This is a genomic window from Rhizobium jaguaris (assembly GCF_003627755.1).
GTDB classification, from domain to species: domain Bacteria; phylum Pseudomonadota; class Alphaproteobacteria; order Rhizobiales; family Rhizobiaceae; genus Rhizobium; species Rhizobium jaguaris.
In genome coordinates, this window is the sequence record NZ_CP032695.1 from 2,042,366 (window position 1) to 2,068,553 (window position 26,188).

Annotated in this window: 19 protein-coding genes and 1 pseudogene; 8 read left to right on the top strand and 12 right to left on the bottom strand. The window is 58.4% G+C overall.

Annotation, left to right across the window (positions count from 1 at the left end):
- Positions 1-62: 62 nt before the first annotated feature.
- Complete coding sequence (locus CCGE525_RS31675) at positions 63-857, bottom strand: bestrophin-like domain (RefSeq protein WP_120708147.1); 795 nt, start codon at positions 855-857, stop codon at positions 63-65.
- Positions 858-1,100: 243 nt separating this feature from the next.
- Positions 1,101-2,051, bottom strand: a complete 951-nt coding sequence (locus CCGE525_RS31680) for a GGDEF domain-containing protein (RefSeq protein WP_120708148.1) — start codon at positions 2,049-2,051, stop codon at positions 1,101-1,103.
- A 340-nt stretch (positions 2,052-2,391) separates the two neighbouring features.
- Here CCGE525_RS31680 and bcsN point away from each other — a divergent pair, with 340 nt between their 5' ends.
- The 5 genes from bcsN to CCGE525_RS31705 are packed head-to-tail and all read left to right on the top strand — an operon-like array spanning position 2,392 to position 11,489.
- Entirely contained in the window at positions 2,392-3,375 is a 984-nt protein-coding gene (gene bcsN / locus CCGE525_RS31685) for a cellulose biosynthesis protein BcsN (protein WP_120708149.1), read from the top strand.
- A 56-nt stretch (positions 3,376-3,431) separates the two neighbouring features.
- Positions 3,432-5,621 carry a UDP-forming cellulose synthase catalytic subunit gene (gene bcsA / locus CCGE525_RS31690; protein WP_120708150.1) on the top strand — a complete coding sequence of 730 codons (2,190 nt, stop codon included), beginning with the start codon at positions 3,432-3,434 and terminating at the stop codon, positions 5,619-5,621.
- Positions 5,621-8,107, top strand: coding sequence for a cellulose biosynthesis cyclic di-GMP-binding regulatory protein BcsB (locus tag CCGE525_RS31695; RefSeq protein ID WP_205587495.1), 2,487 nt, complete (start codon positions 5,621-5,623; stop codon positions 8,105-8,107). The genes bcsA and CCGE525_RS31695 overlap by 1 nt, the downstream gene beginning before the upstream one ends.
- Positions 8,104-9,153, top strand: a complete 1,050-nt coding sequence (locus CCGE525_RS31700; RefSeq protein ID WP_120708151.1) for a family 8 glycosyl hydrolase — start codon at positions 8,104-8,106, stop codon at positions 9,151-9,153. Before CCGE525_RS31695 ends, CCGE525_RS31700 begins: the two co-directional genes overlap by 4 nt.
- A complete protein-coding gene (locus CCGE525_RS31705) occupies positions 9,150-11,489 on the top strand; it encodes a cellulose synthase (protein ID WP_120708152.1) in 2,340 nt (779 codons plus the stop codon). The genes CCGE525_RS31700 and CCGE525_RS31705 overlap by 4 nt, the downstream gene beginning before the upstream one ends.
- Before the next feature lie 156 nt (positions 11,490-11,645).
- Here CCGE525_RS31705 and CCGE525_RS31710 read toward each other — a convergent pair whose 3' ends face one another.
- From CCGE525_RS31710 to CCGE525_RS31730, 5 genes and pseudogenes are all read right to left on the bottom strand, one after another.
- Positions 11,646-12,620 (bottom strand): aliphatic sulfonate ABC transporter substrate-binding protein, encoded by a 975-nt coding sequence (locus tag CCGE525_RS31710; protein WP_414128039.1) that lies wholly within the window; start codon positions 12,618-12,620, stop codon positions 11,646-11,648.
- Between the two features lie 33 nt (positions 12,621-12,653).
- Positions 12,654-13,424: an ABC transporter ATP-binding protein gene (locus CCGE525_RS31715; protein WP_120708154.1), complete on the bottom strand. Its 771-nt coding sequence runs from the start codon at positions 13,422-13,424 to the stop codon at positions 12,654-12,656.
- Positions 13,421-14,229 (bottom strand): annotated as a pseudogene (locus CCGE525_RS31720) (ABC transporter permease). The gene CCGE525_RS31715 and the pseudogene CCGE525_RS31720 overlap by 4 nt, the downstream one beginning before the upstream one ends.
- Positions 14,226-15,185: a formylglycine-generating enzyme family protein gene (locus tag CCGE525_RS31725; protein WP_120708741.1), complete on the bottom strand. Its 960-nt coding sequence runs from the start codon at positions 15,183-15,185 to the stop codon at positions 14,226-14,228. The pseudogene CCGE525_RS31720 and the gene CCGE525_RS31725 overlap by 4 nt, the downstream one beginning before the upstream one ends.
- Before the next feature lie 50 nt (positions 15,186-15,235).
- Positions 15,236-16,669, bottom strand: a complete 1,434-nt coding sequence (locus CCGE525_RS31730) for a sulfatase family protein (protein WP_120708155.1) — start codon at positions 16,667-16,669, stop codon at positions 15,236-15,238.
- A gap of 185 nt (positions 16,670-16,854) precedes the next feature.
- Between CCGE525_RS31730 and CCGE525_RS31735 the strand changes: the two genes are divergently transcribed.
- Entirely contained in the window at positions 16,855-17,886 is a 1,032-nt protein-coding gene (locus CCGE525_RS31735; RefSeq protein ID WP_120708156.1) for a LacI family DNA-binding transcriptional regulator, read from the top strand.
- 37 nt (positions 17,887-17,923) lie between these two features.
- Complete coding sequence (locus CCGE525_RS31740; RefSeq protein ID WP_120708157.1) at positions 17,924-19,411, top strand: sulfatase family protein; 1,488 nt, start codon at positions 17,924-17,926, stop codon at positions 19,409-19,411.
- Between the two features lie 72 nt (positions 19,412-19,483).
- On the opposite strand, the gene CCGE525_RS31745 is transcribed toward CCGE525_RS31740, so the two are convergent.
- Positions 19,484-20,143, bottom strand: coding sequence for a peroxiredoxin (locus CCGE525_RS31745; RefSeq protein ID WP_120708158.1), 660 nt, complete (start codon positions 20,141-20,143; stop codon positions 19,484-19,486).
- 429 nt (positions 20,144-20,572) lie between these two features.
- Between CCGE525_RS31745 and CCGE525_RS31750 the strand changes: the two genes are divergently transcribed.
- Positions 20,573-21,499, top strand: a complete 927-nt coding sequence (locus tag CCGE525_RS31750) for a L,D-transpeptidase family protein (protein WP_342637443.1) — start codon at positions 20,573-20,575, stop codon at positions 21,497-21,499.
- 83 nt (positions 21,500-21,582) lie between these two features.
- Here CCGE525_RS31750 and CCGE525_RS31755 read toward each other — a convergent pair whose 3' ends face one another.
- From CCGE525_RS31755 to CCGE525_RS31765, 4 genes are all read right to left on the bottom strand, one after another.
- A complete protein-coding gene (locus CCGE525_RS31755) occupies positions 21,583-22,575 on the bottom strand; it encodes an ABC transporter permease (protein WP_120708160.1) in 993 nt (330 codons plus the stop codon).
- The gene (locus CCGE525_RS31760; protein ID WP_342637444.1) at positions 22,572-24,611 is read right to left on the bottom strand and encodes an ATP-binding cassette domain-containing protein; all 2,040 of its coding nucleotides are present in this window, start codon (positions 24,609-24,611) and stop codon (positions 22,572-22,574) included. The genes CCGE525_RS31755 and CCGE525_RS31760 overlap by 4 nt, the downstream gene beginning before the upstream one ends.
- Entirely contained in the window at positions 24,583-25,044 is a 462-nt protein-coding gene (locus CCGE525_RS39745) for an ATP-binding cassette domain-containing protein (protein ID WP_342637445.1), read from the bottom strand. The genes CCGE525_RS31760 and CCGE525_RS39745 overlap by 29 nt, the downstream gene beginning before the upstream one ends.
- 107 nt (positions 25,045-25,151) lie before the next feature.
- A complete protein-coding gene (locus CCGE525_RS31765) occupies positions 25,152-26,171 on the bottom strand; it encodes an ABC transporter substrate-binding protein (protein ID WP_120708161.1) in 1,020 nt (339 codons plus the stop codon).
- Positions 26,172-26,188: the final 17 nt, after the last annotated feature.

Sequence of the window (26,188 nt, forward strand, 5' to 3'; positions counted from 1 at the left end):
AAAATGCGCTTTAGAAAAGTACCAGAAATGTTTTGCGGCGAAAGAGCCTGCCAGCGTCGCCACTAACGCGACATATCCGCCAGCGCGTTTCGCATGGAGGTGCTCGGTATTCCAAAGACACCGCCGTAGGGCTTGTCCAGATCGGCGATAACGAAGATGACGGTCGAAATCGCCAGCGCCCCAATGCCGATCGCAACGACCGTAAAGCGATTATGTCTTGCCTGAAGGCCAAAGCTGACGAAAACCAACATCAGCCAGAACATCAATACGCGCGAAAAAAGACCAGACATCGTGCCTTGTGCATCCTCGATCACTGCCTCCCGCCGGTGCATGACGTCGTCAAAAGAGAGGCGGCAAGCAGCAAGCTGGTTCTGACGAAATGTATCCTTTGGGTCGAGCGCTGCAAGCGATAGCCCGACACCGGTAATCAGGGCCTTCAAAGTGCGATCCTCACCGACGCGAGCAACTCCTGCCAGATTGGGAAGCGCGACGCCGGTCGGCTTCTCCTCATCAGGCCAAGTGCTCGCGATAACGCCGGCGGTATATTCGCGCAGAATAGCTCTCATGGCTTCGGCCTCAGCTCCATAGCCCTGCAGACATTGGTCGAACGCCGCAAGGCTTGCGGCATACATGCGACGATCACGATCGGTGGTGTCGAAAGAAGACTTCACCGATGCCAGGAGCAGGCTGAGAACCAGGGCGGTAAAGGTCACAAGCAGGCCCGTCACGAGCCGTAGCGCCTCGATATTCTGATCCGAGAGATGCTGATCCGACAGCCGTTGTCTCAAGAAAAATCCGATAGCGGCACTCGCCGCCAGCAGACCGAATGCCACGATAGCTGTCTGAATTTCGCCCATGATCTCGCCGCCAGCTTGGTTCGCGTTCAGTCCTCATCGCGCCGGGTCCCGTGCAAACCCGGTTGCTCTGTTTTCAAGAAACGAGAAACAGTCCCCAATTCATAATCCTGCCATTCCCGGACCAACGCAAGCGCGGGCGAGACGACAGGGCGCATGCACCATCATTTTGGCCTGTTCACAAAGCGCGAGTATAAGTATGTCCGGCCAAAGGTGGAGAATAGCCACGAAAGGAGCGCATTGAGACTATCGTTTTTCTCCGGAAGGCAAATCTATATTGATCTGCAGCCGGTCGCGACCAGCGAGTTTGGCCCCATAGAGGGCAAGGTCAGCACGTCGATAAACTTCCGCCAGCGCGTCGCCCCGTCTGGCGACGGCCAGGCCAGCCGAAAACGTGTAGGAAAAATCCGATGAATCCGGAAGCGGCCTGCTGTCGCGTACGATCGCAAGCATGCGGTGAATGATGCACGCGGCTTCGTCGGCCAGCGTCCGTGGCATGACCAGCACGAATTCCTCTCCCCCCACCCTGCCGAAGCAATCCGTTCGACGCACATGAGCCTGGATCAGCCCGGCGAAGTCTCTCAAGATCACATCCCCGGCGTGGTGGCCAAGAGTGTCATTGATATATTTGAAATTGTCGATGTCAAAGACGGCGAGGCATCCGAGCGCTTGATCGGCGGCCACCGGTATTGCCAGTAGCTCCTCCAGCCGTGCCATGACGAAGCGTCGGTTGGCGACGCCCGTCAGCTCGTCCGTCTGCGCAGCTTTGATTGCCACATCGCGATCCTGTCGCAAGTCACGCTCATTCGCCCTGATTCGAGTGATGTCGCTCGCAATGCACAACATCCAACCGTTTTCGCGCACAGTCTCCGTCATCCAGAGCCAACGGCCATCGTGGAGGTCCGTCTCGAAGGCGCGAAAGCTCACTTTGCCGCGCCGTGACTGCGTGGAGCGCAGCCACTCCTCAAAATCCGCCGCGGCGATCACCGTGCCCTGTCTCAATCTGTAATTGCGTCGCATCAGATCCGCCCAGAGCGGATGCTCATCCGCCGCGATAAAGAAGGCAGAGCGAAATGCGGGATTGTCAAATTGCAGTCGATCCTCGGCATCATAGAGCGCGATCAACACCTGCGTGTCCGCCGCCATCGGGCCGAGTTGGTCAAGAAGTTTTCTTGTGCCGTTGTTCAGGGAAATCATAACCCGCTTCGTAACAAGGACTCGGAGCTTTGAACCTAAATGCTCCGCCGGAAAAAATTCGTAAAGCTAAAATACCGGCTTGCTTAAAGATCGTGGCGCTCTGACGCACCGACGCCTCATCCAGCTGCTCCCGCCAATGGGCGGTGCGTTGGCAAGTCCATTCGAAAAAGCGGGGGAAACTGTTGTCCCGGGTTCGCGGATTTCTCTAATCCTCTCCTTTGTTAATTGATAGTTAACCATAATTGAGCTTATTCTAAATACCGAACACAGGGGCTTGATTTCAAAATTAATCGCGTAATTTGCCCGTGAATATAACGACAAACGATTGCCGCGATCACAGATGCACTTACTCAAAATAATAACGTTCATAACGTTGGCGGTTTTGGGGACCAGTTGCACGACAACGGGTGGGGTGCGGCAATCGGCTGGCGCTGCAACCGTCCCGAGTGAAAAAGCGTTGGCGTTCCCGCCGCCAGGCGGCCCTGCGATTGTCAACGTGGTCGAACGTGGGCACGGAGACGACGTTGAGCAGACGATTTCGCTCTCCACCTCATCGACGATTCCCGGTCAGAATTTCCTCAAAGTACAGTTTCTCGGAGTGTCCGGATCAACTCCCGGGTTGGGCAGCACACCTTATAAAATGATCAGCGAAGGTGCGATCTCCCGTGAAATATCCGCAACCATACCGAGTATTCGACTCACTCGCTCCGCAAACTTCGTGCAGAACACTTACGGACCTTTCGGTTATGCTGCAGGCCGAAGCCGGTCTGGAGATACGTGCCTTTATGCCTGGCAGCAAATCCGTGCGGGTCGCTCCACGCCGGCACAGCAGCGCAACTTCAGCATGGTTCAGGTTCGACTTCGGCTCTGTGATGCACACGCAACCGAGCGCCAGCTTCTGAGCACCGTCTACGGCTATACAATCGCCGGCGGATTCGAAGGCGAGAGCTTGAACCCCTACGGTTCCCCACGCGGAGCCGATGCGTTGCTCGGTCATCCTGGCGATCCGATCTATCCCGACGTGGGCGGTTACCGCAACTCCGGGATGCCTATCGGCTATGAATCCAGGCCGCCGGCGATCCGCCCGGCAATCGTCAGCCACCGGGCCGCGGTCAAGCCGCAAGCCGTCACCGTGGCTCCACCTCAAGCAGTCGGCCCTCGCGTACCCTTGCCGGACCAGCAAGGTGCCACGCCCCAGACAGGTGTCACAGCCGAGCCAGCACAAATACAGGGTCAGCCGGGAACGATGGGAACCAACGGCACGGCAGTGCCGTCGCCAGATTGTATCGGCAACGCGGTCACGACCGCGGCCTGCAGGAAGTAATGAAATAACACGGCGCGCCGGCAGGCGCCCAGCTCATCACCGTCGAAGGGACGCCGATGCATACGGCAAGAAGCATCTTGACATGGGTTCTGGTTTCGCTGTGCGGAATCGTACTGATCACACTGCCGGTTAATCTCCAGACCCAACTCGTCGCCAGCACGGCTATCGTCACCTTCATGGCGATCATCAAGGTCCTCAAGGCTCAAGGAACCTGGCGTCTGATCGCGCTCGCTTTCGGTACATCGATCGTGTTGCGCTACGTCTATTGGCGAACCACCAACACGCTGCCGCCGGTCAACCAGCCGGAAAACTTCATCCCTGGCCTGCTGCTCTATCTTGCAGAAATGTACAACGTCGCCATGCTGATGCTCAGCCTTTTCATCGTTGCGACGCCCCTGCCCTCACGCCCCGCCCGCGCATCCAAGGTACAGCAATTTCCCTCCGTCGACGTTTTCGTCCCGTCCTACAATGAAGACACAAAGCTTCTCGCCAACACGCTCGCCTCCGCCAAGGCAATGGATTATCCAGCAGACAAGCTCCAAGTTTGGCTGCTCGACGATGGCGGCACATTGCAGAAGCGCAACTCCACCAAACTTCTGGAATCACAGGCAGCGATTGCGCGCCACGACGAACTCAAACAGCTCTGCGAAGATCTCGACGTCCAATATCTGACGCGCGATCGCAACGAGCATGCCAAGGCCGGCAACCTCAATAACGGCTTGAAACATTCGAGCGGAGACCTGATCGCCGTCTTCGATGCCGACCATGCACCGGCCCGCGATTTCCTGCTCGAGACCGTCGGCTATTTCGAGGACGATCCGAAACTCTTTCTTGTCCAGACACCGCATTTCTTCATCAATCCCGATCCGCTGGAGCGCAATCTTCGGACTTTCGACAACATGCCGAGCGAGAACGAGATGTTCTATGGCATCATTCAACGCGGTCTGGACAAGTGGAATGCCGCCTTCTTTTGTGGTTCGGCCGCCGTATTGAGCCGCACCGCGCTGGAATCCCAAAAAGGGTTCAGCGGGATCAGCATCACCGAGGACTGCGAAACGGCATTGGCTCTTCACGGCAGCGGCTGGAACAGTATCTATGTTGACAGGCCGCTAATCGCTGGTTTGCAGCCCGCGACCTTTGCGAGCTTCATCGGCCAGCGCAGTCGCTGGGCCCAGGGCATGATGCAAATCCTCCGCTTTCGCTTCCCGCTGCTAAAACGCGGCCTCACGCTGCCGCAGCGCCTTTGCTACATGTCGTCCACACTCTTCTGGCTCTTCCCCTTTCCTCGCACCATTTTCCTGTTCGCGCCGCTCTTCTACCTTTTCTTCGATCTCGAAATCTTCACGGCGTCCGGCGGCGAATTTCTCGCCTACACGCTTGCCTACATGCTCGTGAACCTGATGATGCAGAACTATCTCTACGGTTCCTTCCGCTGGCCGTGGATTTCGGAACTCTACGAATATGTCCAGACCGTGCATTTGCTGCCTGCCGTCATCTCGGTCATGCTCAATCCGCGAAAGCCGACTTTCAAGGTCACGGCCAAGGACGAATCGATCTCGGTCAGTCGTCTCTCGGAGATCAGTCGCCCCTTCTTTGTTATTTTCGCCGTCCAGATCATCGCAGTTGCGGTAACAATATACCGCATCTATGCCGAGCCGTACAAAGCGGATGTCACGCTTGTCGTCGGTGGCTGGAACATGATCAACCTGATCCTGTCCGGTTGTGCGCTTGGCGTCGTTTCGGAGCGTGGCGAGCGAGCATCCTCACGCCGCGTCAGGGTCAATCGCCGCAGCGAATTCGGCGTCAACGGCAAGTGGAATTCCGCCTCGATCGAGGACGTTTCCGTTCACGGCGCGCGGCTGAATGTCTTCAACAAGGAGCTTGATCCGATTGCCGTGGGTGCGGAAGGAGTGCTCCGCTTTCAACCATATAGCGGCGCGGAAATGGAGACGCTGCCGGTGATCGTCCGCAACATCCAGCGAGCTGGCGAGATAACGACAATAGGATGCCAATATGTTCCCAAAGGAGCTCTGGATCACCGCTTGATTGCGGATCTGGTGTTTGCAAACTCCGATCAATGGACACAGTTCCAGCAGGCTCGTCGCCGCAATCCCGGCATCATTCGCGGAACGATCTGGTTCCTGGGGCTGTCGCTTTACCAGACAAGCCGCGGATTGCTTTATCTTTTTCGCAGCGTGCGATCCGAACGTGAGACGGAGCAGCGAGGGGTAGAGGCGAGCAATTGATGAAAAGCGTCCTTTCCGCGCTTATTTTCCTGCTTGGCGCCGCCACGATCGTTCATGCGCAGACGGCACCCTTCGACATGTCCGGCGAACGGTCGAAAGGTTCGAAGCCGATTGTGCCGGAAACATTGATGCCACGGGTAACTGCACCGCAAACGACCACCCCGCAGGTGACGACGCCAGCCGCGACCGCTCCACAAATGACCACTCCGCAAGTGGCAGTTCCGCAAGTGGTGACCCCGCCAGCGACCACACCCAAAACAAGCGTGCCGCAAGCTGTCACGCCCATCGTCCCGGCGCAAAACGTTCCGGTGGTAAAACAGGCCACTGCAACGCCCGCGGCCGGCGAATTCCGGCGATATGTGATGCCGTTTGCAGATTTTCGACTGGAGGGCGAATATGATCGGAGATCCTGGTCGATCTATCTCACTCCGGAACAGGCTGCCGCTCCAGCCAAGTTCCATTTCGCCTATCAGAATGCCGTCGTCGTAGCGCCCGAAGCGTCGCAACTGACCATTCTTCTCAACAATCGCGCAATTGGCCAGCAGCAGATCGGTTCGCCCGATAACGCGTCGGCGATAAGCTTCGACATCCCCCGTGGTCTGCTGCAGCCGGGCGCCAATCTGGTGACCTTCGAAGCAACACAACGCCACCGCACCGATTGCAACATGCAATCAACCTATGAACTCTGGTCCGATATCGATCCCTCACAGACCTATCTGAGCTTCGCCGAACAGGATGCGCAGAAACCGTCAAACACGGATGCGATCCGCGCAATCGGCGTCGATGGCGCCGGCAAGACTGAATTCAACCTCGTCGTGCCGGCTTTGGCGCAGCCGGGTACCACAAAACCGCTGCTGCGACTTGCTCAGGGCCTCTCGCTACTGAGCGGAATGCCGAATGAAACCTTCTCTTTCAGTACGGACTCGTTACCTCCGCCCGGTCCCGGAAAGATGACAGTGCTCGTCGGGACGCCCGCTGAACTGCAGCCCTTGTTTTCGGCACCCGAGGCAGCACAGACCGCCGCATTGGCAACGTTTGTCAAGGATCCACGCACCGGCTCAACAATCCTGCTCGTCAGCGGGCCGTCCTGGCAGGCGGTTTCTGGCGCAATCGATACCATCGTTTCGCCGACAGACAGAGACCCGAACGTCCTTCGCGATATGTTGGTAACCCAGCGGTGGACCGCGCCGGACGCGCCATTCTTCTTTGGGGATACAAGCCTCTCATTCTCGCAATTGGGAATCAACACCACGGAATTTTCTGGTCGCCGCTTCCACACCAGCTTCAACGTGGCGGTCCCTTCGGACTTCTATGCCAATGCTTATGGCGAGGCGACGATCTTCCTCGATGCCGCCTATGCGAAAAATGTCCAGCCGGGCAGCCATATCGATGTCTATGTAAACGGAAGCATTGCCACGACGAAGCCTATTACCGCGACCAGCGGCGGCATTTTCCGGCACTTGCCTATCCGCGTGACGATGCGCCACTTCAAGCCAGGTCTCAACACCGTGACGTTGGAAGCCATGTTGCTGACCAATGAAGACCAAGTTTGCCTGCCTGGCACCACCTCCAACACAACGCCGCGCTTTGCACTTTTCGATACAAGCGAATTTCATATGCCGGATTTCGCCCGGGTCGCCCAGCGTCCGAATCTCGCGGCACTGGCGGGCACCGGGTATCCCTACAACCGCGGTATCGTGCCGGCAGCCCTGTTCATCGATCGGGCAGATCCCGACACCTTATCTGCAACCGCAACATTGCTAGGCCAGATGGCTGTCGTCGCGGGACATCCGATCGCGGTGGATCTTATCGCTTCGCCGAGCGGCGTCGGAAACCGCGATGCGATCTTTGTGGGCTCGATTTCCCAGATGCCCACGACGACGTTGTCGCAAATGAATATCGCTACCACCAGTCAGGCATCCTGGCGTCCCGTCACAGCCGGCCAAAGCGCCGAGCCGGAAACGGCAGTCACATTCGCCGAGTGGCGCTCGAGAATTGGCGGCGGCGCATTGCAGCGACAGATTTCGTCGTTTCAGGATTGGATGCGCCGAAACTTCGACATATCGCTGAGTTCCCTGCAGTTCATTCCCGGTGCGGAGCAGGTCTTCACGCCCTCGAATGTCAACAGCTTCATGATTGCCCAGGGAACAAGCGTCACAGGCGAATCCACGTGGACGATCGTCTCCGCGCCCTCGGCAAAGGACTTGCGAGCAGGGGCCGAAGCCATAACGTCCCAGCTCGATTGGCCGAAGATCGCCGGTCATATCACCGTCTATTCCAGCAAGACCGGAAAGGTCGACACGGTACCTGTCAGCCGTTTTGACTTTGTCATGTCTCAGCCTTGGTCGTTCACCAACTACCGTCTGATTGCCGCCAACTGGCTTTCGACCAACATTCTGTCCTACGCATTCCTCCTCGTCATCCTCTTCGTGCTGATCGGCGTCACGACGTCCGGAATTCTTGCAAAGATCGGCAGGCACGAATGAGGCGCTGGCGCACCATGGTCGTTACCGGCTGTATCGCTCTCATGACGATGTGCCAGCAAATTGCGGCGCAACACGCCGCAATTGATCCGCAAGCATGGGCTGCCTACAAGGCGAAATTCCTCGATGCGACCGGCCGCATCGTCGATAACGGAAACGGCAATATCAGCCACAGCGAGGGGCAAGGCTATGGCTTGTTGCTTGCCTATCTTTCAAACAGTCCTGCCGATTTCGAGCAAATTTGGTATTTCACGCGAACCGAATTGCTGCTGCGCGACGATGGTCTTGCGGCCTGGAAATGGGACCCGGCCGTTACTCCCCACGTGACGGACACGAACAATGCCTCCGATGGTGACATGCTGATCGCCTACGCCTTGGCGCTGGCGGGATCCGCATGGAATAAGAAAGACTATTTGGAAGCGGCGGCGACGATAGCACAGTCGCTTCTTTCACATGCCGTCGTCCACGCCGGGGGTCGCACGCTGCTCCTCCCAGGTATCAAGGGCTATACGGCCTCCGAACGTGATGACGGACCGGTCGTCAATCCCTCCTACTGGGTTTATGAAGCCATCCCCGTTATGGCGCTGCTGGCGCCTTCGGATGAATGGCAAAGGCTGACGGATGACGGCCTTTCCCTGCTTCGCTCGATGCAGGTCGGGCCGCGGAAGTTGCCGGCGGACTGGGTGAGCCTGCGTACCATGCCCAGACCCGCTTACGGCTTCGAGGCCGAATTCGGCTATAATGCGATTCGCATCCCACTTTACCTTGCGCGAGCGGGGATATCCGATACGGCACTGCTGACGCGGCTGCAGGCGGGTATAACGTTCGAAGGCGATGAGCCGGCTACCATCGACCTGGCAACGGGCAAGCCAAAGCAGCCCCTTGCGGACCCAGGTTACCGAATTGTTGATGATGTTCTGGCGTGTGTAACAAGCGGGGCGAAATTGCCCGCTTCGGTTCGGCAGTTTGTGCCGTCACTCTACTATCCGTCGACCCTTCAATTGTTGGGCTTGGCTTTTGTCGAGGAAAAACATCCGGAGTGTTTATGAAATCCTTGCTGCTTACGGTTTCTGCGGCAGTCGTGGTGGCAGGATCTGTCATCGCGATGAAAGACGGTGGGAGCCTCGAAGAGGGGTTGAGACTGGTCGCGCAAAATCGTCCGGATAACCAAGTTACGCAGACCGGAAGCATCAAGCCAACCGATACCGCCTTCAACTCGCCACCAATCGATATGAAAGCAGTTGCCGATCGCATCCAGGCGACGGCACCTTCCGCAGTTTTGTCCGACACACCAGCGTCTGCTCAAGCGGCACCCGACACGTCAGCGGAATCGCAAGTGGCACCAGGCTCATCGGATACCGTTGCCCAAGCGGCGCCTCAATCGGCTACACCGCAGCCCGCGCAGCCGCCAAAAGTCGACGAGAGCGCACTTCGCTATTTCGCAAGCCGCGGCGATAAGGCCCGCCTTCAGGCGGAGATTTCCCGCCTACAAGCACTTTATCCGAATTGGGTGCCGCCCGCCGATCCGCTGGCCATCCCGCAAAACAGCGACAAGCAGCTCGAAGCCATGTGGCAGCTCTATTCCGAAGGGCGCTACGCCGAATTGCGCAAGGCAATTGCGGATCGCCAGGCGGCGGAAACCGGATGGCAACCACCTGCCGATTTGCTGGAACGTCTCGATGTCGCCGAAGCGCGTGCTCGTTTGGTCAACGCGTCCGATCTCAAGCAATATGCAACTGTGGTCGATATCGGCGCCAACACGCCGAGCCTGCTCACCTGCAGCGAGATCGATATTTTGTGGCGGGTCGCGGAGGCTTTTATCAAGACCAACCGCGCCGCCCGCGGCCAGGACGCTTACGTCTACATCCTGAAGAATTGCGTCAATCCCCAGGAGAGGCTGGCGACCATACAAAAGGCATCGGCGCTGCTGCCCTATCAGCTCATGCAGGATCTTCTTTCACTGGAGAGACCTGACGGCAATGGCGGGCGGGAATTTGACAGCATCCGCACAGACCTTGCGCGCCGCTTCGTCGCTGAAGGCAATGATGATCCGAAACTGTCTGTAGCACCGGATTACTTGTCGCAGGTTGAACGCGCGGCTCAGACCCAGGGTCTCGCGTCCGATGCCTTGCTCCTCGGTTGGTATCATCTGCGCCGGGAAAACCATGGCGAAGCGGAAAAATGGTTCCGCGCAGCACGCAGTAAGGATGATTCCGCCTCGGCATCGCAGGGTTTGGCCCTGATCCTGATCGCCGATCACAAGCCTCTGGAAGCTGAAGACGTCATGTATAGATGGCGCAACGATTCCAAGGACGCGACAGCAACCTACCTCGCGGCCACCGCCAATGTGATGGCGCTGCAACCGCCCGCCAATCTCAGTGAAGACGTGCTCGGCCGCATGGCCGCCGAAGTCATTGAGCAGAAATACGTCCCGACCGCACAGGAATTCGGCTGGTACGCGCGTTCGCTAAATCAGCCGCAAACTGCTGCACGCTGGTTCGAAACCGCGTTGCGCTGGAAACCGGACGATGAACCTTCGGCCTATGGCCTGGCCATCACCCGCAACCAGTTAAATGACCGGCAGGGCGTGGCCGAAATTCAACGGCTGTGGGCGGGCCGTTCGGAGCGTATTGCCAGGCTCGGCGAGACCACACCTCGAACACCCCTCGGCTCTGTGCCGCTGCCTGCGCCAAATCAGACGATACCGCAAACGACCGTTCCGCCCATCAGCCCGCAGCCGCTCGCAACCCCGCCTGCGACACGCGAGACCAGCGTCAACACGCGCCAGCGCACAGTCGCGCCTACGGGATATGGCCAGCCAGCGACGCAAGTCACGACCACTCGACGCGGCATACGCGGGCCGCGCGCTTGTTCTATGACGATCAATGCCCAGCGCCTCAATCCGGCGGATGCGCTGTCCCGTGGTTGGTGCCTCATGGACCTCAACCGCCCGATGGAAGCCATCGAAGCCTTCGAGGTCGCCCTGAACGGCCCGCCCGGCAGGGCGCGCGAAGACGCTGCCTACGGACAGAGCCTCGCCTATCTGCGCGCCGGGCTCGCCAACAATGCGGCCGTAGCCGCGGCCAAGGCTCCTCTCAGCCGCCAACGTGCCGCTGAGCTGCAGGTTGCCATCCTGGCCGATCGTGCGCTTACGGCATTTGCCGCCAAGCGCTATCAGGAAACCCTGATCTATCTCGATCAACGTGCGCAATTGCAGCAGGAACGCGTCGATCTGATGGTTCTGCGCGGCTACTGCTATCTCAATCTCAAAATGTACGACGATGCGGGGCGAGTATTCAACGCCGTGGCCGCGACTGGCAACAGGGACGGAAATCGCGGCCTTATCGATCTGAGACTCGCCACCCACCCGGACCGTAGCGACTGATTTCATTGATTGACGTTCGGCAGCAGGCCGACGCCTACCAGCTCGGTTAGCATTGAGCCTTGTGAAGTGAGGGGCCAGACGCTCTTTCCAGTCACCGGAACGGATGCGGCAGCGAGATCCGTTCTGCCACCGCATCTTAAGTATGCGTTGATTGGCTTATGCCGAGGCGAACAGCTTTGCTTCGTAATATTGCTCCGGCGGAAGCGGGTTTTTGACCGTGCCGAATTCCTGGAACATCCTATTGAAGTCGGCGAGCCACTTGTTGACCGTCCCGTCTTCCGTAAATTTGTCGAGTTCGGCGCTTGTCAGCATCTTGCGGCTTCGCGCGACCTTGGCGGTCGTGTCCGCCGGCGCCTTGAGAAAGGCCGTCGTCAATTCGATGGAACGGTCGAGATTGGCGACCCTATAGTCCATGGCCTTTTTCATAACGCGAAGGAAGCTGGTGACCAGTTTCGGATTCTCCTGGACGACTTCATTGCGAGCGACGAAGGCGTTGATGAAGGAAGTGGCAGGATAGAAATCCTTATTTGCCGCGAGCTCCTTCAAATCCGGAACGCGCGGCCTGATGGCGTCGATCAGCGGATACCAGATGCCCGCGGCATCTATCTGTTTGGAGGAAAACGCCGCAACAATGGTGCTCGGATCCATTGGCACGACCTGGATATCTGCAATGGACATGCCGGCCTTGGCGAGCGCCATACGAAGGATCATGTCGCCGGATGTGCCCTGCGGCACACCGACCTTTTTGCCCTTCAAATCCTGGATCGAATTTATACTCGACTGAGCAATCACACGGTCGCTGAAGCCGATATCGTTGACGCCAATCATCTTTGAACGGCCGCTTGCCGGCAGCCAGAGAGCGCCTGGCCCGATGGTACCGAAATTCAGGCTGCCGGCCCCCATGGCCTGGATCTGGATCGGGCCATTCGTGAAAACCTTGAGGTCGGGCTTGACCCCTTCCGCATCCCACAGCTTCTGATCTTCAGCGATGGCAAAGACGCTGGTGTTGGGAAAGTCCGCGATGTAACCGATGCTCATCGTGTCCGATGCGGCACGCGCCGACCAGGCGATCGGCAGACTGCCGGCGGCAGCGATTGCTGCCGTCGTCATCATGAAATTACGTCTCGTCAGCATGACCATTTCCTCCTTGTGATCGTCTGCGCATTAATGCGATGCAGGATGGTAGACCGCACGCCACACCTGATTGCGCAGCTCGGCGAATTCAGGCGAAAGCCTCACCTCTTCGGTGCGCGGGAACGGCAGGTCGACCGGAATGATTTTGTAAAGCCGCCCAGGCCGGGCAGCCATCACGACCACGCGGCTTGCCAGATAGACCGCCTCATCGACATCATGGGTGATGAACATCACCGTACGGCGTTCCTTGCTCCACATCGTCAAAAGCTGGTCCTGCAGCTGAACGCGGGTCAGTGCGTCGAGCGCACCGAAAGGTTCATCCATCAGCAAAATCTTCGGATTGACCGCATATGCTCGCGCAATCGCGCAACGTTGCTTCATGCCGCCGGACAAGGTTTTCGGAAGTGAATCGCTGAAATCGGTAAGACCGACGAGCGCAATGAAGTGATCGGCAATCCTGCGGCGCTCTTCCTTGGGAAGTCCCGCAATCTTCAATCCGAACTCCACATTTTCGCGCACGGTCAGCCAAGGGAAAAGCGCGTATTGCTGGAAGATGACGCCGCGCTCTGGGCCTGGACCTCTAACCGTTACGTCATCGACCAGCACCTGACCGGAAGAAGGCGCGGTGAGGCCGGCAGCGATATTCATCGCCGTCGACTTGCCGCACCCGGACGGCCCGACCACGGTAATGAACTCCCCGTCTTCAATATCGAGATTCAGGTTTTGCAGCGCCACGAACGCATTCTGGCTGGTAAGCTCAAAACTCTTCGATACGTTTTGAAACGAGATTTTCGTCGTCATAATTTTTCCTGCCAGGCCGTCAGAACCTTGTCCGCGGCCATAACGATACGGTCCATGATGAGACCGAGCACACCGATGGCGATCAGGCTCACGAAGATGGTCGGAAGATCGTAGTAGAGTTGAGCCTGCTGCATCCGGAATCCGAGTCCCGATTGGGCGGCGATCAGCTCTGCGGCAACAACGGTTGCCCATGAAGAACCAAGCCCGATGCGGACGCCAACCATGATGTAAGGCGTGGATGCGGGAATGATGACGCGCCGGAAGATGGTGAAGTCTCCTGCTCCCAGGACGCGCGCCGCGTTGACGAGCGTTTTGTCGACGCTGATCACCCCTGATAGGTCGCGACCACGCTCGACAGGAACGCCGCCAGGAAAATCACGAAAATCTTCGGCGTTTCCTCGATGCCCATCGTGACGATGGCAAGCGGAATAATAGCGAGCGGCGGAATGGTCCGGAAGAACTGCACGTAGGGCTCGATGATGGCGCGCGCAACACGATACCAGCCCATCAAAAAGCCAACAGGAACGGCGACGACCACGCCAAGTGCAAAGCCCGCCAGAACGCGACCGACGCTCGCCAGCGCATCCGAAAGCAACTGTCCGTTCTCAGCCTGAGCAACAGCCTGGGAGGCCACCGTAATCGGTCCGGGCAGCCCGACGACGCCCTGCGATGTCACGGAGCCCCACAGCAGGATGCCGGCAACGACCGCAAGCACATTGACGGCGAACATGCCGACGGGACGGGACAGAAACGGTCTGATCGGGCGGTCCTTGCCGGTTGAAGTATCGGTCGTCGTTACGCTCATCCATCAATCCTCTCGACTGCGCCGGCAAAACTGCCGTCGCCTCGCTTGTTCCGGACGACACAGCGAAATCCGACATGAGTCGTCGCGCTGTCGATCATTTCCGGATGGCGCGCTGCCGGTCTGTAGCGCCGGCAATAGGTCGGTGCGCAGAGGTGGGATCCACCTTTCAGCACCTTTCGCGGAATGCGTATTGCCGCCTGTTGCGGGTCGAAACTCTGCGCAGCCTCCCTGACCTGTGGATTGACCGAAACGCAGCAAGCTTTCTCCGCGTCGCCGGGGTGCCGGTCCGTCCAATAGTCGTCCGTCCATTCCCAAACATTTCCGACCATATCAAAGAGGCCGAAGGTATTCGCGGGATAGGAACAGACAGCCGATGTGCCGAAATCTCCTTTGCCGGCCGAAGGCTGCATGGGGAACGCGCCGTTCCAGACATTCGCCATCTTTCGTCCGTCGGGCTCGAATTCGTTGCCCCAGCCATAATCGGCGCCATCGAGCCCGCCGCGCGCGGCAAATTCCCACTCGGCCTCCGTCGGCAGCGACTTGCCCGCCCATTGCGCATAGGCGTCGGCATCGACATGGGCGACATGAACGACGGGATGGTCCATCAGGTCTTCGGAGAGATCGGATATGCCGTCGGGCCGACGCCAGTATGCGCCCGGAACATAGTGCCACCAGTCGCCCCAGAACCGCATATCCTCGGGGCGCTTCGGTGCCCGGAAAACGAGAGAGCCCGGCTGGAGCATTGCCGGGTCCGCACCGGGATAAAGCGCCGGGTCCGGCGGAAGTTCGGCGACCGTGACATAGCCGGTCTCCGCCACGAAGCGCGCAAACTGACGGTTGGTCACCGGCGCAGGATCGATCCAGAAGCCATCGACACGAACGCGGTGAACAGGGCCTTCTTCCGGATAGAAGTTCTCGGAGCCCATCCGAAAACTGCCGCCTTCTATCCAAACCATGGTGTCGGGCGAACCCGGTATGGTCGGCTGATGTGAAACGCTCGCCGATATCACCGCGCACCTACCATCACATCCCGCGTCCGGAAATTCGATTCGATCAGCCAATCGCGCAGCACATCCAGCAACTCCTGCCGCTTGCCGGCGTGCGCGGGATCGCCCCAAAGATTGTGAATCTCTTTCGGGTCGTTCTCGAGGTCGAATAGCTGACCTTCCTCCGATCCCTTGAAATGCACGAGCTTCCAGCGGTCGCTGCGAACGCCGGTGATAAAATCAGTGCCGGTAAGCGTGACGTCGCCGGCCTGCTCACAGAAGACATGCGTCCGCGGCGTCCAGTCTCCTCCTTCAAGCGCCGGCCTGAGGCTGCGTGCCTCGAAGGATTGCGGCGGCTGGATGCCTGCATATTCAAGGATCGTCGGACCGAGATCGAAAAGTTGACAAAGGCCGTTGACTTCGCGGCCACCCTGGAACCGGCCGGCTGTCGACCAGATGATGGTCGGGACGCGCGTTACGACTTCGTACATCGACCATTTCTGGATAAGGCCATGCTCGCCGAGGCATTCGCCGTGATCGGATGTGAAGATGACGATCGCATCGTCGAGATAGCCACGTTCCCGCAAGGCTTCCAGCAATTCGCCGATCTTGTCATCGATGAGCGTCACATTGCCGAGATAATGCGACCAAAGACGCTGCATCTGTTCCGCAGTCGGATCGAGGCTCCAGACGACGGAATCGTGATCCACTTCGACGTCGTGGATGCGCTTTTCCTTGAGGGCCGTTGGCAGCGACTCCAGCTCCTCTTTTGACGGTTTCGGCAAGGGAAGGTCGTCGCGTTTCAGATAGGCTTCGGAGTAGCGCGCAGGCGGATCATAAGGCGGATGCGGGCCGGGCAAACCGACCTGCAGGAAAAGCGGCTCCGTCGGCGGATAGGTATTGACCCACCACTTCGCCATATTGGCAACGAAGGCGTCCGAATGCAGCTCCTCCGGCAACTCCCAATCGAAGGCGCCAAGCCGTTCCCTGTAGTCGTCGCGCTTGCGGTAGAGTTCGCGCTGCTGCTTGACCAGTCCGTGTGCCGCGAGCGCCTTGTCCCACTCGTCAAAATACCAACGCCCTTCCATGAAGCGGTCCTTGTTTTCGACGACGTAACGCTCATGGAAGCCGGAATCGGAATTGTAGGGGATGGTGTGCATCTTGCCGACATTCACACAGCGATAGCCGGCGTCGCGCAGTTGCTCGACCCAAGTGCGTTGCCATGCCTGCCCGTTGCTGAGAACGCCGGTCGTGTGCGGATAATATCCGGTAAAGAGGCTAGCGCGTGATGGAACGCAGCTTGGAGCCGTGATGTGGCAGTCCGTGAACGTGACGCCATTTTTGGCGAGCGCGTCCAGATTGGGCGTCGATGCATAGGGAAAACCGAGCGCAGCGATGGAATCATAACGCTGCTGATCGGTCATGATCAGGATGATGTTCGGCTTGTCAGCCATCAGCACACACGCTCCTAGATTGCTGTATCCGGGACGCCCGCGCCGTGATGTCTTGACCAACTCCCCAGCAGTCACACCTGGCTTGATTAAGCATCCGCTCTTGTCTCCTCATAGAAACGATGGCATAAAGTTATCGCTAACGCAACGTTCACTTTCCGACTTTTTGCGAGAGGTTCTCCGCCCCGATGAATGCCGATACGGATGAAAACGAGAGCAGAGCCGCACCCACGCTTGCATCGATTGCAGGCAGAGTCGGCGTTTCGGTCAATACGGTATCGCGGGCATTGAGAGCGCCGCATACCGTGCGGACGGAGCTGCGGCGGCAGATCAACAAGGCGATGGAAGAGCTCAACTATGTTCCCAATCGCTTGGCGGGAGGGCTGGCCGGAACCCGCTCCGATATCGTCGGCGTGGTGGTGACGTCGCTTTATTATTCCGAATTTGCGTCGATCATCGACACGCTTCAGTCCGCCCTCCTCGAAAGCGGCTTGCAGGTGATGCTCGCCAATACACGCTACGATCCCGAGCAGGAAACCCGGCTTGTCCGCTCGATTTTGAGCTGGCGGCCCGCCGCCGTCGCGATCATCGGCGTCGACCATCCGCCCAAGGTCGGTGAGCTTCTTCGCGCCTCCGGCATGCCGGTCATCGAGATGTGGGATATCGGTGGCGACATTATCGATTCCGCCGTCGGTATCGATCACGAGGCGGTTGGTGCGGCGCAGGCATCACATCTGATGGAACGCGGCTACCGCAAGCTCGCCTTTGTCGGAAGTGTCCGCGAAAACGATACGCGAGCGCAAAAGCGTGCCCGCGGTGTGGCGCGGCGTATCGCCGAAGCTGGGCTCCGCTCCGTCGTTAAGTCCACCAGCCAGGAGGGCGGAAATCCGGACCTGGGCGAAAGGCTTGCAAACGACTTGCTGGATGCCGATCCCGAAATCGATGGCATCATCTGCAACAGCGATGTCGTTGCTTTCGGCGTCCTGCGCGCCCTGAGGAAGCGCGGGAAGAAGGTTCCCGACGATATCGGCGTCATCGCTTTCGGCGATAGCGAAGCGTCCAATTGCATGTTTCCGACCCTTTCGACCGTACGGCCGAACCGCCAGCGGATCGGTCAGCTCACTGCCGACGCCATCCTCTCGCGGATCAACGGCGGCGATCCCCGAACTATTGCGGTCGAATGGGAACTCGTGGGGCGGGAAAGCACCGGCAAAATTTAAAAGAAGGGCTCGCAAGGTCCGATACACGGAGAACGAAGTGCCAGACGGAAAAAAAGCCCCCAATATCGTTTTTATCATAACCGACCAGCAGCGTTTCGACACGATCGCGGCGGCGGGATTTGATTATATGGACACGCCCAATCTCGACCGGTTGGTGCGCGAGGGCGTCTGCTTCAGCCATATGTTCGTGACCTCGCCCTCCTGTGCCCCGTCGCGGGCCAGCCTCTTCACCGGCCTCTATCCTCATACCAACGGTGTTTTCCGCAACGATGAGCGGTGGACGCATACCTGGGTGCAGCAGCTTGCGGAGGCCGGTTATCGCTGTGTGAACGTCGGCAAGATGCATACCTCACCCTTCGAGGATTCCTTCGGTTTTCACGAACGCCATGTTGTCGAGAACAAGGATCGCGCCACCGAGCGCCTGCCTTTCTATCTCGACAATTGGGACAAGGCCTTCTGGGCAAGGGGCTACGAGAAACCAAGTCGCGTCACCTACCGGCGGCGGGAGGATTACCATGAAAGGCTCGGCGCTTTCGTCTGGGAGCTGCCGGAGGACCTGCACTCCGACAATTTCGTTCCGGAATTTGCGGCCATGTGGCTTGACCGATATCGCGGCGAGGAGCCCTTCCTGCTGCAGATCGGCATTCCCGGTCCGCATCCGCCTTATGACCCAACCCAGGCCTATATCGACAAATACAGGGATCGCGAGTTGCCGGAAGCCATTCGCGACCAGGTAGCAATGGACCGCCAGCCATCCGCGTTGAAAAAGCTCCGAGAACAGCACATCGCCGTCGACCATGACGCCGTCGTGCACCTGGCCGATCCGACGCCGGAGCAACTGCGCCGGCAGCGCGAGCACTATTTCGCGAATGTTTCCATGATCGATACGCAAATCGGCAAGTTGATCGAGGCGCTGGACCGGCGCGGCGTGCTGGAAGATACCGTCATCATCTTCACCTCCGATCATGGCGATTGCCTCAACGATCACGGACACAGCCAGAAGTGGACGATGTACGAGCCAAGCGTCCGCGTTCCCGCCATCGTCTGGTCGCCGGGCCGTGTGCAGTCCGGGCGCGTCGTCGACGATCTCGCATCGCTGTTCGATTTCGGGCCGACAATCCTGGAACTAGCGGGAATGCAAAAACCCAAATGGATGGAAGCCCGCTCGCTGCTTCCCTACTTGACGGGCGAGCAGACGGAAGGTCGGGAGTTCGTCTTCGCCGAACATGCGGGTGACCGCATCCTGAGCGGCACCGAGTTCATGACGATGATCCGCGACAAACGCTGGAAACTCATCCACTTTGTCGAGAGCGACGAAGGCCAGCTTTTCGATCTTGTCGCCGATCCGCAAGAGATCGACGACCTATGGGACAAGCCCGAACATCAGGATACGAAACGTTTGCTGATCAACGAAATTCTCAAATGGCGCATTCGCAGCGATCTCAAGACACAGGGCTGGACGGAAGCAATCGTCCAAGCAGGTGCCGGCCACAGCCCGATCAAGAAGACACCCGAAGCCCGCTGAAGCCCAAGGCAATCGGCCGGTGAGGAAGGAACGCGGCTCAGATCTGAGCCGGCGTTCCCGGACGTGGCCTGCTTAGGCCGACGGCTGCTTTGTCTTGCGGAGATAGGGCAGGATAGTGTCGAACGAGCCGAAACGCGTGATGGCGTCCTCGTTGGATACCGCGGCCGTGATGATGACATCCTCGCCCTGCTGCCAGTTCGCCGGCGTGGCAACCTGATGCTTCGCCGTCAATTGAATGGAGTCGATGGCGCGCAGGATTTCATTGAAGTTGCGGCCCGTCGTCATTGGATAGGTGAGGATCAGCTTGATCTTCTTGTCGGGGCCGATGACGAAAACCGAGCGCACGGTCGCGTTGTCGGCAGGCGTGCGGCCTTCCGAGCTTTCACCGGCGCCGGCCGGCAGCATGTCATAGAGCTTGGCGACGTTGAGGTCCTTGTCGCCGATCAGCGGATATTCGACCTCGAAGCCGGTCGCCGTCTTGATGTCGCTCTTCCACTTGCTGTGGCTTTCGACCGGATCGACGGAAATACCGATGATCTTGACGCCACGCTTGGCGAATTCCTGTTCAAGACCCGCCATTGCCCCGAGCTCGGTGGTGCAGACCGGCGTGAAATTCTTGGGATGCGAAAACAGCACGGCCCAGCCGTTGCCGATCCAGTCGTGAAATTGAATCTGTCCGCGGGTCGTGTCGGCGGTAAAATCGGGTGCTACATCGTTGATACGCAGGCTCATGGTGTGTCCTCCATCATCGGATCGTCGTCCTGGTCAAAATTATCTTGTCGCGTCCAGTTAGAGTTTTCCTAGGGAAAAATTGATTGGACGATTTCAGCGAAAGAAGCCCTCTCTTAGATCCGAGTCAAGCGCAAAATTCGAGACTCAATGCCGCCTTGGAGGAGAAATATTGCTATAAAATCAATAAGCTGAATATACGGCCTTGCCAGCACCTACTGCGTCAACGGTGCCATTTCGGGCGCCTTATTGTTGAAAAAGTCTACGTTCTTGCTCGTAAGTGTGCCCGCCACCAGATAGGATCGCCGCGGTGACAGAGCGGTTTACCGAAATTCAGCGCGAGCGGCGGAACAAGTTCCTTGCCTGCCGCTTCTTTTATTTATGAATAATGCGTTCTGCCTCGTACCCATCTTTTCACTGACCTTGGCTGGCATGGCTGCCGCAGCGACGCTCACAGCGGAAGAGGTCAACAACGCTGCTATCACGTCGATATCGACCGACCGACCGGCCAACTCCCGATCCAGATTTGATCCCGCGATCGCCCATCTTCAGGTACTTCTCGACCGCACCGGCTCGTCTCCCGGAGTAATCGACGGTCATAACGGCGAAAACCTCGGCAAGGCGATTGCCGGCTTCGAGATCATGCAACATCTTCCGGTCGACGGAAAGCTGGATCCGGACGTCATCGGCCGGCTCCCTGACGATGCCCCCGCCATTCAGCCGTATGTCATATCGGAAGACGACGGAAAGGATCTCGTCGACAGGATTCCGAAGGATTATGCCGAACAGGCAAAGATGCACCACCTCGGCTATACGAGCATCGCCGAAAAGCTTGCCGAGCGTTTCCATATGGATATCAATCTCTTCAAGGCTCTCAATCCTGGTGCCTCCTTTGCTGCAGGAGAATCGGTTTCGGTGGCCATGCCCGGTGCCGCACGCTCCGGCCAGGTCAAAAGGATCGAGGCGCACAAGAAATCGGGACAGGTCATGGCCTTTGCGAAAGATGGTTCGTTACTGGCCGCATACCCGGCCACGATCGGCAGCGAGGAAACGCCCTCGCCGACCGGCACGCATAAGGTCAAAGGCGTCGCGCGGATGCCGCCCTACACGTATAATCCGAAAATCAACTTCCAGCTGGGCAGCAATTGGAAGATACTGAAGCTGCCCAGCGGACCGAATAACCCCGTCGGCACTGTCTGGATCGATCTGACTGACCCCACCTATGGGATCCACGGAACACCCAACCCAGAACTGATCGGCAAGGCCGGTTCTCATGGATGTGTCCGGCTGACGAACTGGGATGTCGAAGAGTTGGCCGGAATGGTCAAGCCCGGCGTGGTCGTCGAGTTTGTCGACTGATCGTCGCTCGCGGCACAGATTACGGATTACGGATGATAGTTTGGACCTGTTTCGGCGGCGGTAGCCACTTCCATGTGCTTTCGTCAAACGGGCGTCTGTGCTCCAGTTGGAGCAGCTCGAGCCACGCGTCTCGTTCGAGTTTCGCGGCCCGCCAGCGCAAGGACGAGGATTACAACGACCCCCTGCACCATATCCTGAGCGCCTGGAGGCAACCCAAGAATTTGCATGGTGGTCACGATGAGAATGAGAAGCACTGACGCCAAGGCGGTACCAAGCGCCGTCGCCGAGCCACCAAAAATGAGCGTTCCGCCAAGCACGACGGCGGCAATCGACTGAAGCAAATAAGGCTGCCCCATCTCCAGAAAGGCCCCGCCAACATATGCGCCAAGCAGAAGGCCGGTAAACGATGCAAGAACCGACGAGATCAGAAACGTCGACGTGACGATCCGGCCAACGCGTATGCCGGCAAGATGGGCGGCCGCGCGGCTTTGCCCGACAGCCGACAGCTTGCGGCCATAGGCGGTGTAGCGCAGGACATAAGCCGCCACGCCCGCGCAGATGACCGCGATCATCGTCATCACCGGAATTCCGGCGAGGCGGGCACTGGCAATGTATTTCAGTGTCGGACTGACGACGAAGCCCGGAATTGCCTTGTTGGCCAGCAATGTGGCTGTCGCCAAAACGTAGCCAGTTGCAAGGGTCGCAATGATTGCCGGAATCCGGAGCCTCACAACCAGGATCGCATTCGCCAATCCGATGGCCAGCCCAAGGACAGCAGCGACTGCCAGTCCCATGGCAAGGTTGTGATCGTCGCCACGGATCACGATAAGCGCAAGATAGGCATTGAGCGTGATGACCGATGAGATCGACAGGTCGATGTTGCCCCTGCCAGTCGTCACGATGAACATCTGACCAAGACCGATCAATGTCAGAAATGACGCAGACAACACGATTCCGGACAGATTGGAGATGCTGAACCGACCGGTGGCAGAGGAAAGAACGATCCACAGGATGACGACTGCCAAAACCGACCAAACCCATCGGTTTTTCTGTGCAAAGGTGTTGAGCCGGTTCATCTTTCGCTCCTGCGATCAGCGACCATGCTTCGAAATGCAAGAAGCAGTATGAGGACGATGCCTTGGGCTGCCGCATTATAATCGCTTGACACGTTCAGCACACCGAGCAGCGCGCCGATCAAGGACAAGGTGACTGCTCCGGCTACCACTCCGGCCGGCGATATGATGCCGCCAATGAGGCTGGATCCGCCCATCACGACCGCGGCGATGCTAAGAAGTGTGTAGGAATTTCCGGAATTGATGTCGCTCGCGGTATTGATCGCCGTTAGCGAGAGCCCGGCAGCCGCGGCAAACAGTCCGGAGATAAGATAGCGAAACAGCGCATAGTTGGTGGATCTCCAGCCGGACTTCGTCATCGCGTTGGCATTGGCACCGAAGCCGCGCAGCACCACACCCAATGGCGTTCGGTCGATAAGGACAGCAACCACGCCGACGGCGATGATCAGTATCACGGACGTTGGCAGGCTAGCGAGCGACCATCCGAAGGCGGCGCTCAGCCAATCAGGGCTGGATCCACCGGGAGTGGGCTGAATGGAATAACCAATCCCGAGCCAAATGAACGAGGCGCCGAGGGTGACGACGATTGCCGGAATTTTTCGCGCTGTGATCAGCGCGCCTAGCGCCGCATAGGCAGCCAAGGCCGCGGTGATTGCGAACACCCCATAGCCCGGTTGGTCGTACAGAAGCGTTGCGCTCAAGACACTGATCAATCCGGCAAAGGCTCCAACCCCAAGATCAATTTCGCTGCCGCCGACGACAAACATCTGGGCGATCGCAACTAGGACCAACGAAAGCGCCGGCATGAGGAGAAGATCCAGACCAAAGACAGAAGCAGTTGCGGGATTCACCGCACCCATCACGGCGAGAACCACCGCCAAGCTCACGAATGATGCGGGATGAACTGCCCACCTTGCGTAACGACCACTCTTTGCCTTTTCCTCGCCTGCCCAGGTGGCCGATGTCGACTGATGAACGAATGACGCGGCGACGATCGCTTCCTCCGTGATTTCTTCACCGACGAGCTCTTCGACAATGCGGCCTCCGGAAAACACCAGCACCCTATCTGCGGTGAGCAGCTCGGCCTCCTCGGTCGAAAGCCAGACAAGAGTTCTGCCTGCAGCGGCGATCTCGTTGCAAATGCGATAGAAGTCCTGCTTCGTGGCGATGTCGACGCCACGTGTCGGATCATCTAAAAGAATGACGGGCGCATCGTCGACAAGCGCGCGCGCCACAAGCGCTTTCTGTTGATTGCCACCGCTCAGCTCCAATATGTTGGAATCGAACCGGTTGCGTGCTAGCCGCAAATCATCGGCGGGCCTTCCGGCGGCCGAGCGTTCCGCGCTATCCGAGATGAAAGCGAGAGGGCTAAGTCCGGCAATCTTGCTTATGCTGATATTGGACAGCACGCTCCATTGCTGGAAGACGCCTTCCCTCGGCCGGTCGCCGGCGATGTAACCGATTTTCTGCTGATGTTCGACACCGGATTTCGCGAAGCGCCGCCCTGCAAAAATAGCTTCCAGCAGTTCCTTTTGGCCGCTGCCCTCCAGGCCGGCCAGCCCGACGATCTCTCCCCGACGGATTGCGACATCGCTGTCTAGCCCCGCGGTAAATTTCCCGCCGATCCTGATGATTTCCTCGGCAGCGGAGGCGGTCGCAGCCGTGCCATGCGCCTTGATCGCATTCACGTCGCCGCCCATGAGCTGAACCAGCTTTTCTATCGACGCTTCCGATGCAGCGCCATTCCAGACCATCTGGCCATTCCGCAGGACGGCGACCTTCGTCGCTATGTCGATGACCTCCTGCAGTTTATGACTGATGAAGATGAATGCGACACCTTCGGCCGACCGTCGACGAATATAGGCACGCAATTGACGCGAACGATCCTGATCGAGCGACGAGGTCGGTTCGTCGAGAACGATCAAACGCACCCCTGGCACGGCTGCGCTTCGAGCAATTTCCACAATCTGTCTTTCGCCGATCGTCAGATTGGCAACGCCTGAATCGACATCAATGGCTGATCCCGGAAAAAACGGCATCGAGCGCGGTGCGCGCCTGATCGCGATAACGGGAACGCCAGCCCGGGAGAAATTTCGCGCCCTGAGGAAGCTCGAGGAAGAAGTTCTCTGCCACCGACAGGTTGCCGCAAAGCGAAAGCTCCTGATGCACCATGCGGATGCCCAGCGCCTGAGCTTCGGCAGGACCGTAATCGTCGGGGCGAATCTCCGTGCCGGAAAACGCGATCCTCCCAGAATCGGGAGATGCCCCTCCGCAGAGAATCTTCATCAGCGTTGATTTGCCGGCACCATTGCCGCCGACGAGCCCGATGACGTCGCCGGGATTTATGGACAGGCTGATGCCGGAATTCGCAATAGTCGAACCGTAGGACTTAACGATGTCTTTCAGTGCCACAAGGCATGCGGCGCCGTCTTCCGTTGTAGCCGCATCAAATTCATGGGGACTAAGCTTCATGGGAATGTTTTGCACCCTTCGATTACGAAGTCGGATCATCGATCCCGCGCCGTGGCAGTCAACGGCCGGGATGGCGCGACCCAAGGCCTGCCATCCCGGCCAATGCGTCACTTGCTTAGGAGGTTCTCTTTCACCCAATCCGGCGAGTATGTCGGGCTGATGATCTGTCCGCCCGGCAGCTTTGCGTATTCAGCGAGATTGCTGGAATCCACGGTCGCGACCGGCATGATCATCATCTTGGGCGCCTTCGCGCCTTCTGCGAGCGCCAGACCCAGCCAGAATGCGGCGCCGCCAATGCCAGGCGTCGTATTCATCGATACTGTCTTATAGCCGTTCTTCTGGCTTTCGTCGGCCCACCATTTCACGAAATCAGTACCGCCGCCGCCTTCGATGATCGGCATGTGGTTGGTATAGTCGCCGCCGAATTGCTGGAAAGCCTGGGCAATACCGACATCGTCCGACCCCCCTTGTCCAAGCACGGCATCAACGTGCGGCAAGCTGGGAAGAACGTTCGCGATAGCAGCCTGCGCAACTGAAGCGGTCGCCTGCCCATAGACGGTCGCAACAACCTTTATATCGGGATACTTCTTAATCACCGACATCTGCGAGTTGTACATGTCGTTATCGGGAGCGGAGCCCTTTACGCCCCGAACCTGAATAATATTGCCCTTTCCGCCGAGCATCTTGAAGACGGCTTCAGCCTGCTGGGCCTTGTAGCCCTTGAAGTCAAAATTCAGCTGGTAATTGCACGGAGCCGAAGCGACCGAATCGAACGAAATGACGATGATCCCGGCCTTGCAGGCCTTCTCGATCACGCCGTTGACGGCCGTCTCGGAGGCAGCGTCGACGGCAAGAACCTTCACGCCCTTGAGAATGAGCTCGCCGATCTGGCTGTTCTGTTGTGCGACTGTGCCGTCACCGTTGACGACGATATAATCGGCGATCTTACCGTCTGATTTCGCCTGCTTGGCGGCAGCCTCAAACGCGTCGACCATTTGATGGCGCCATGTATTGCCATAATAGGCATTGGCCAGGGCGATGACCGGCTTATCGGAGGCGAGGGCTGGCCCAGAAAGCCAAGCCACCAAAACGCCCCCAGCGGCCGTCATTGCAATCGATTTCTTCATGAATCTCTCCTCCAGAT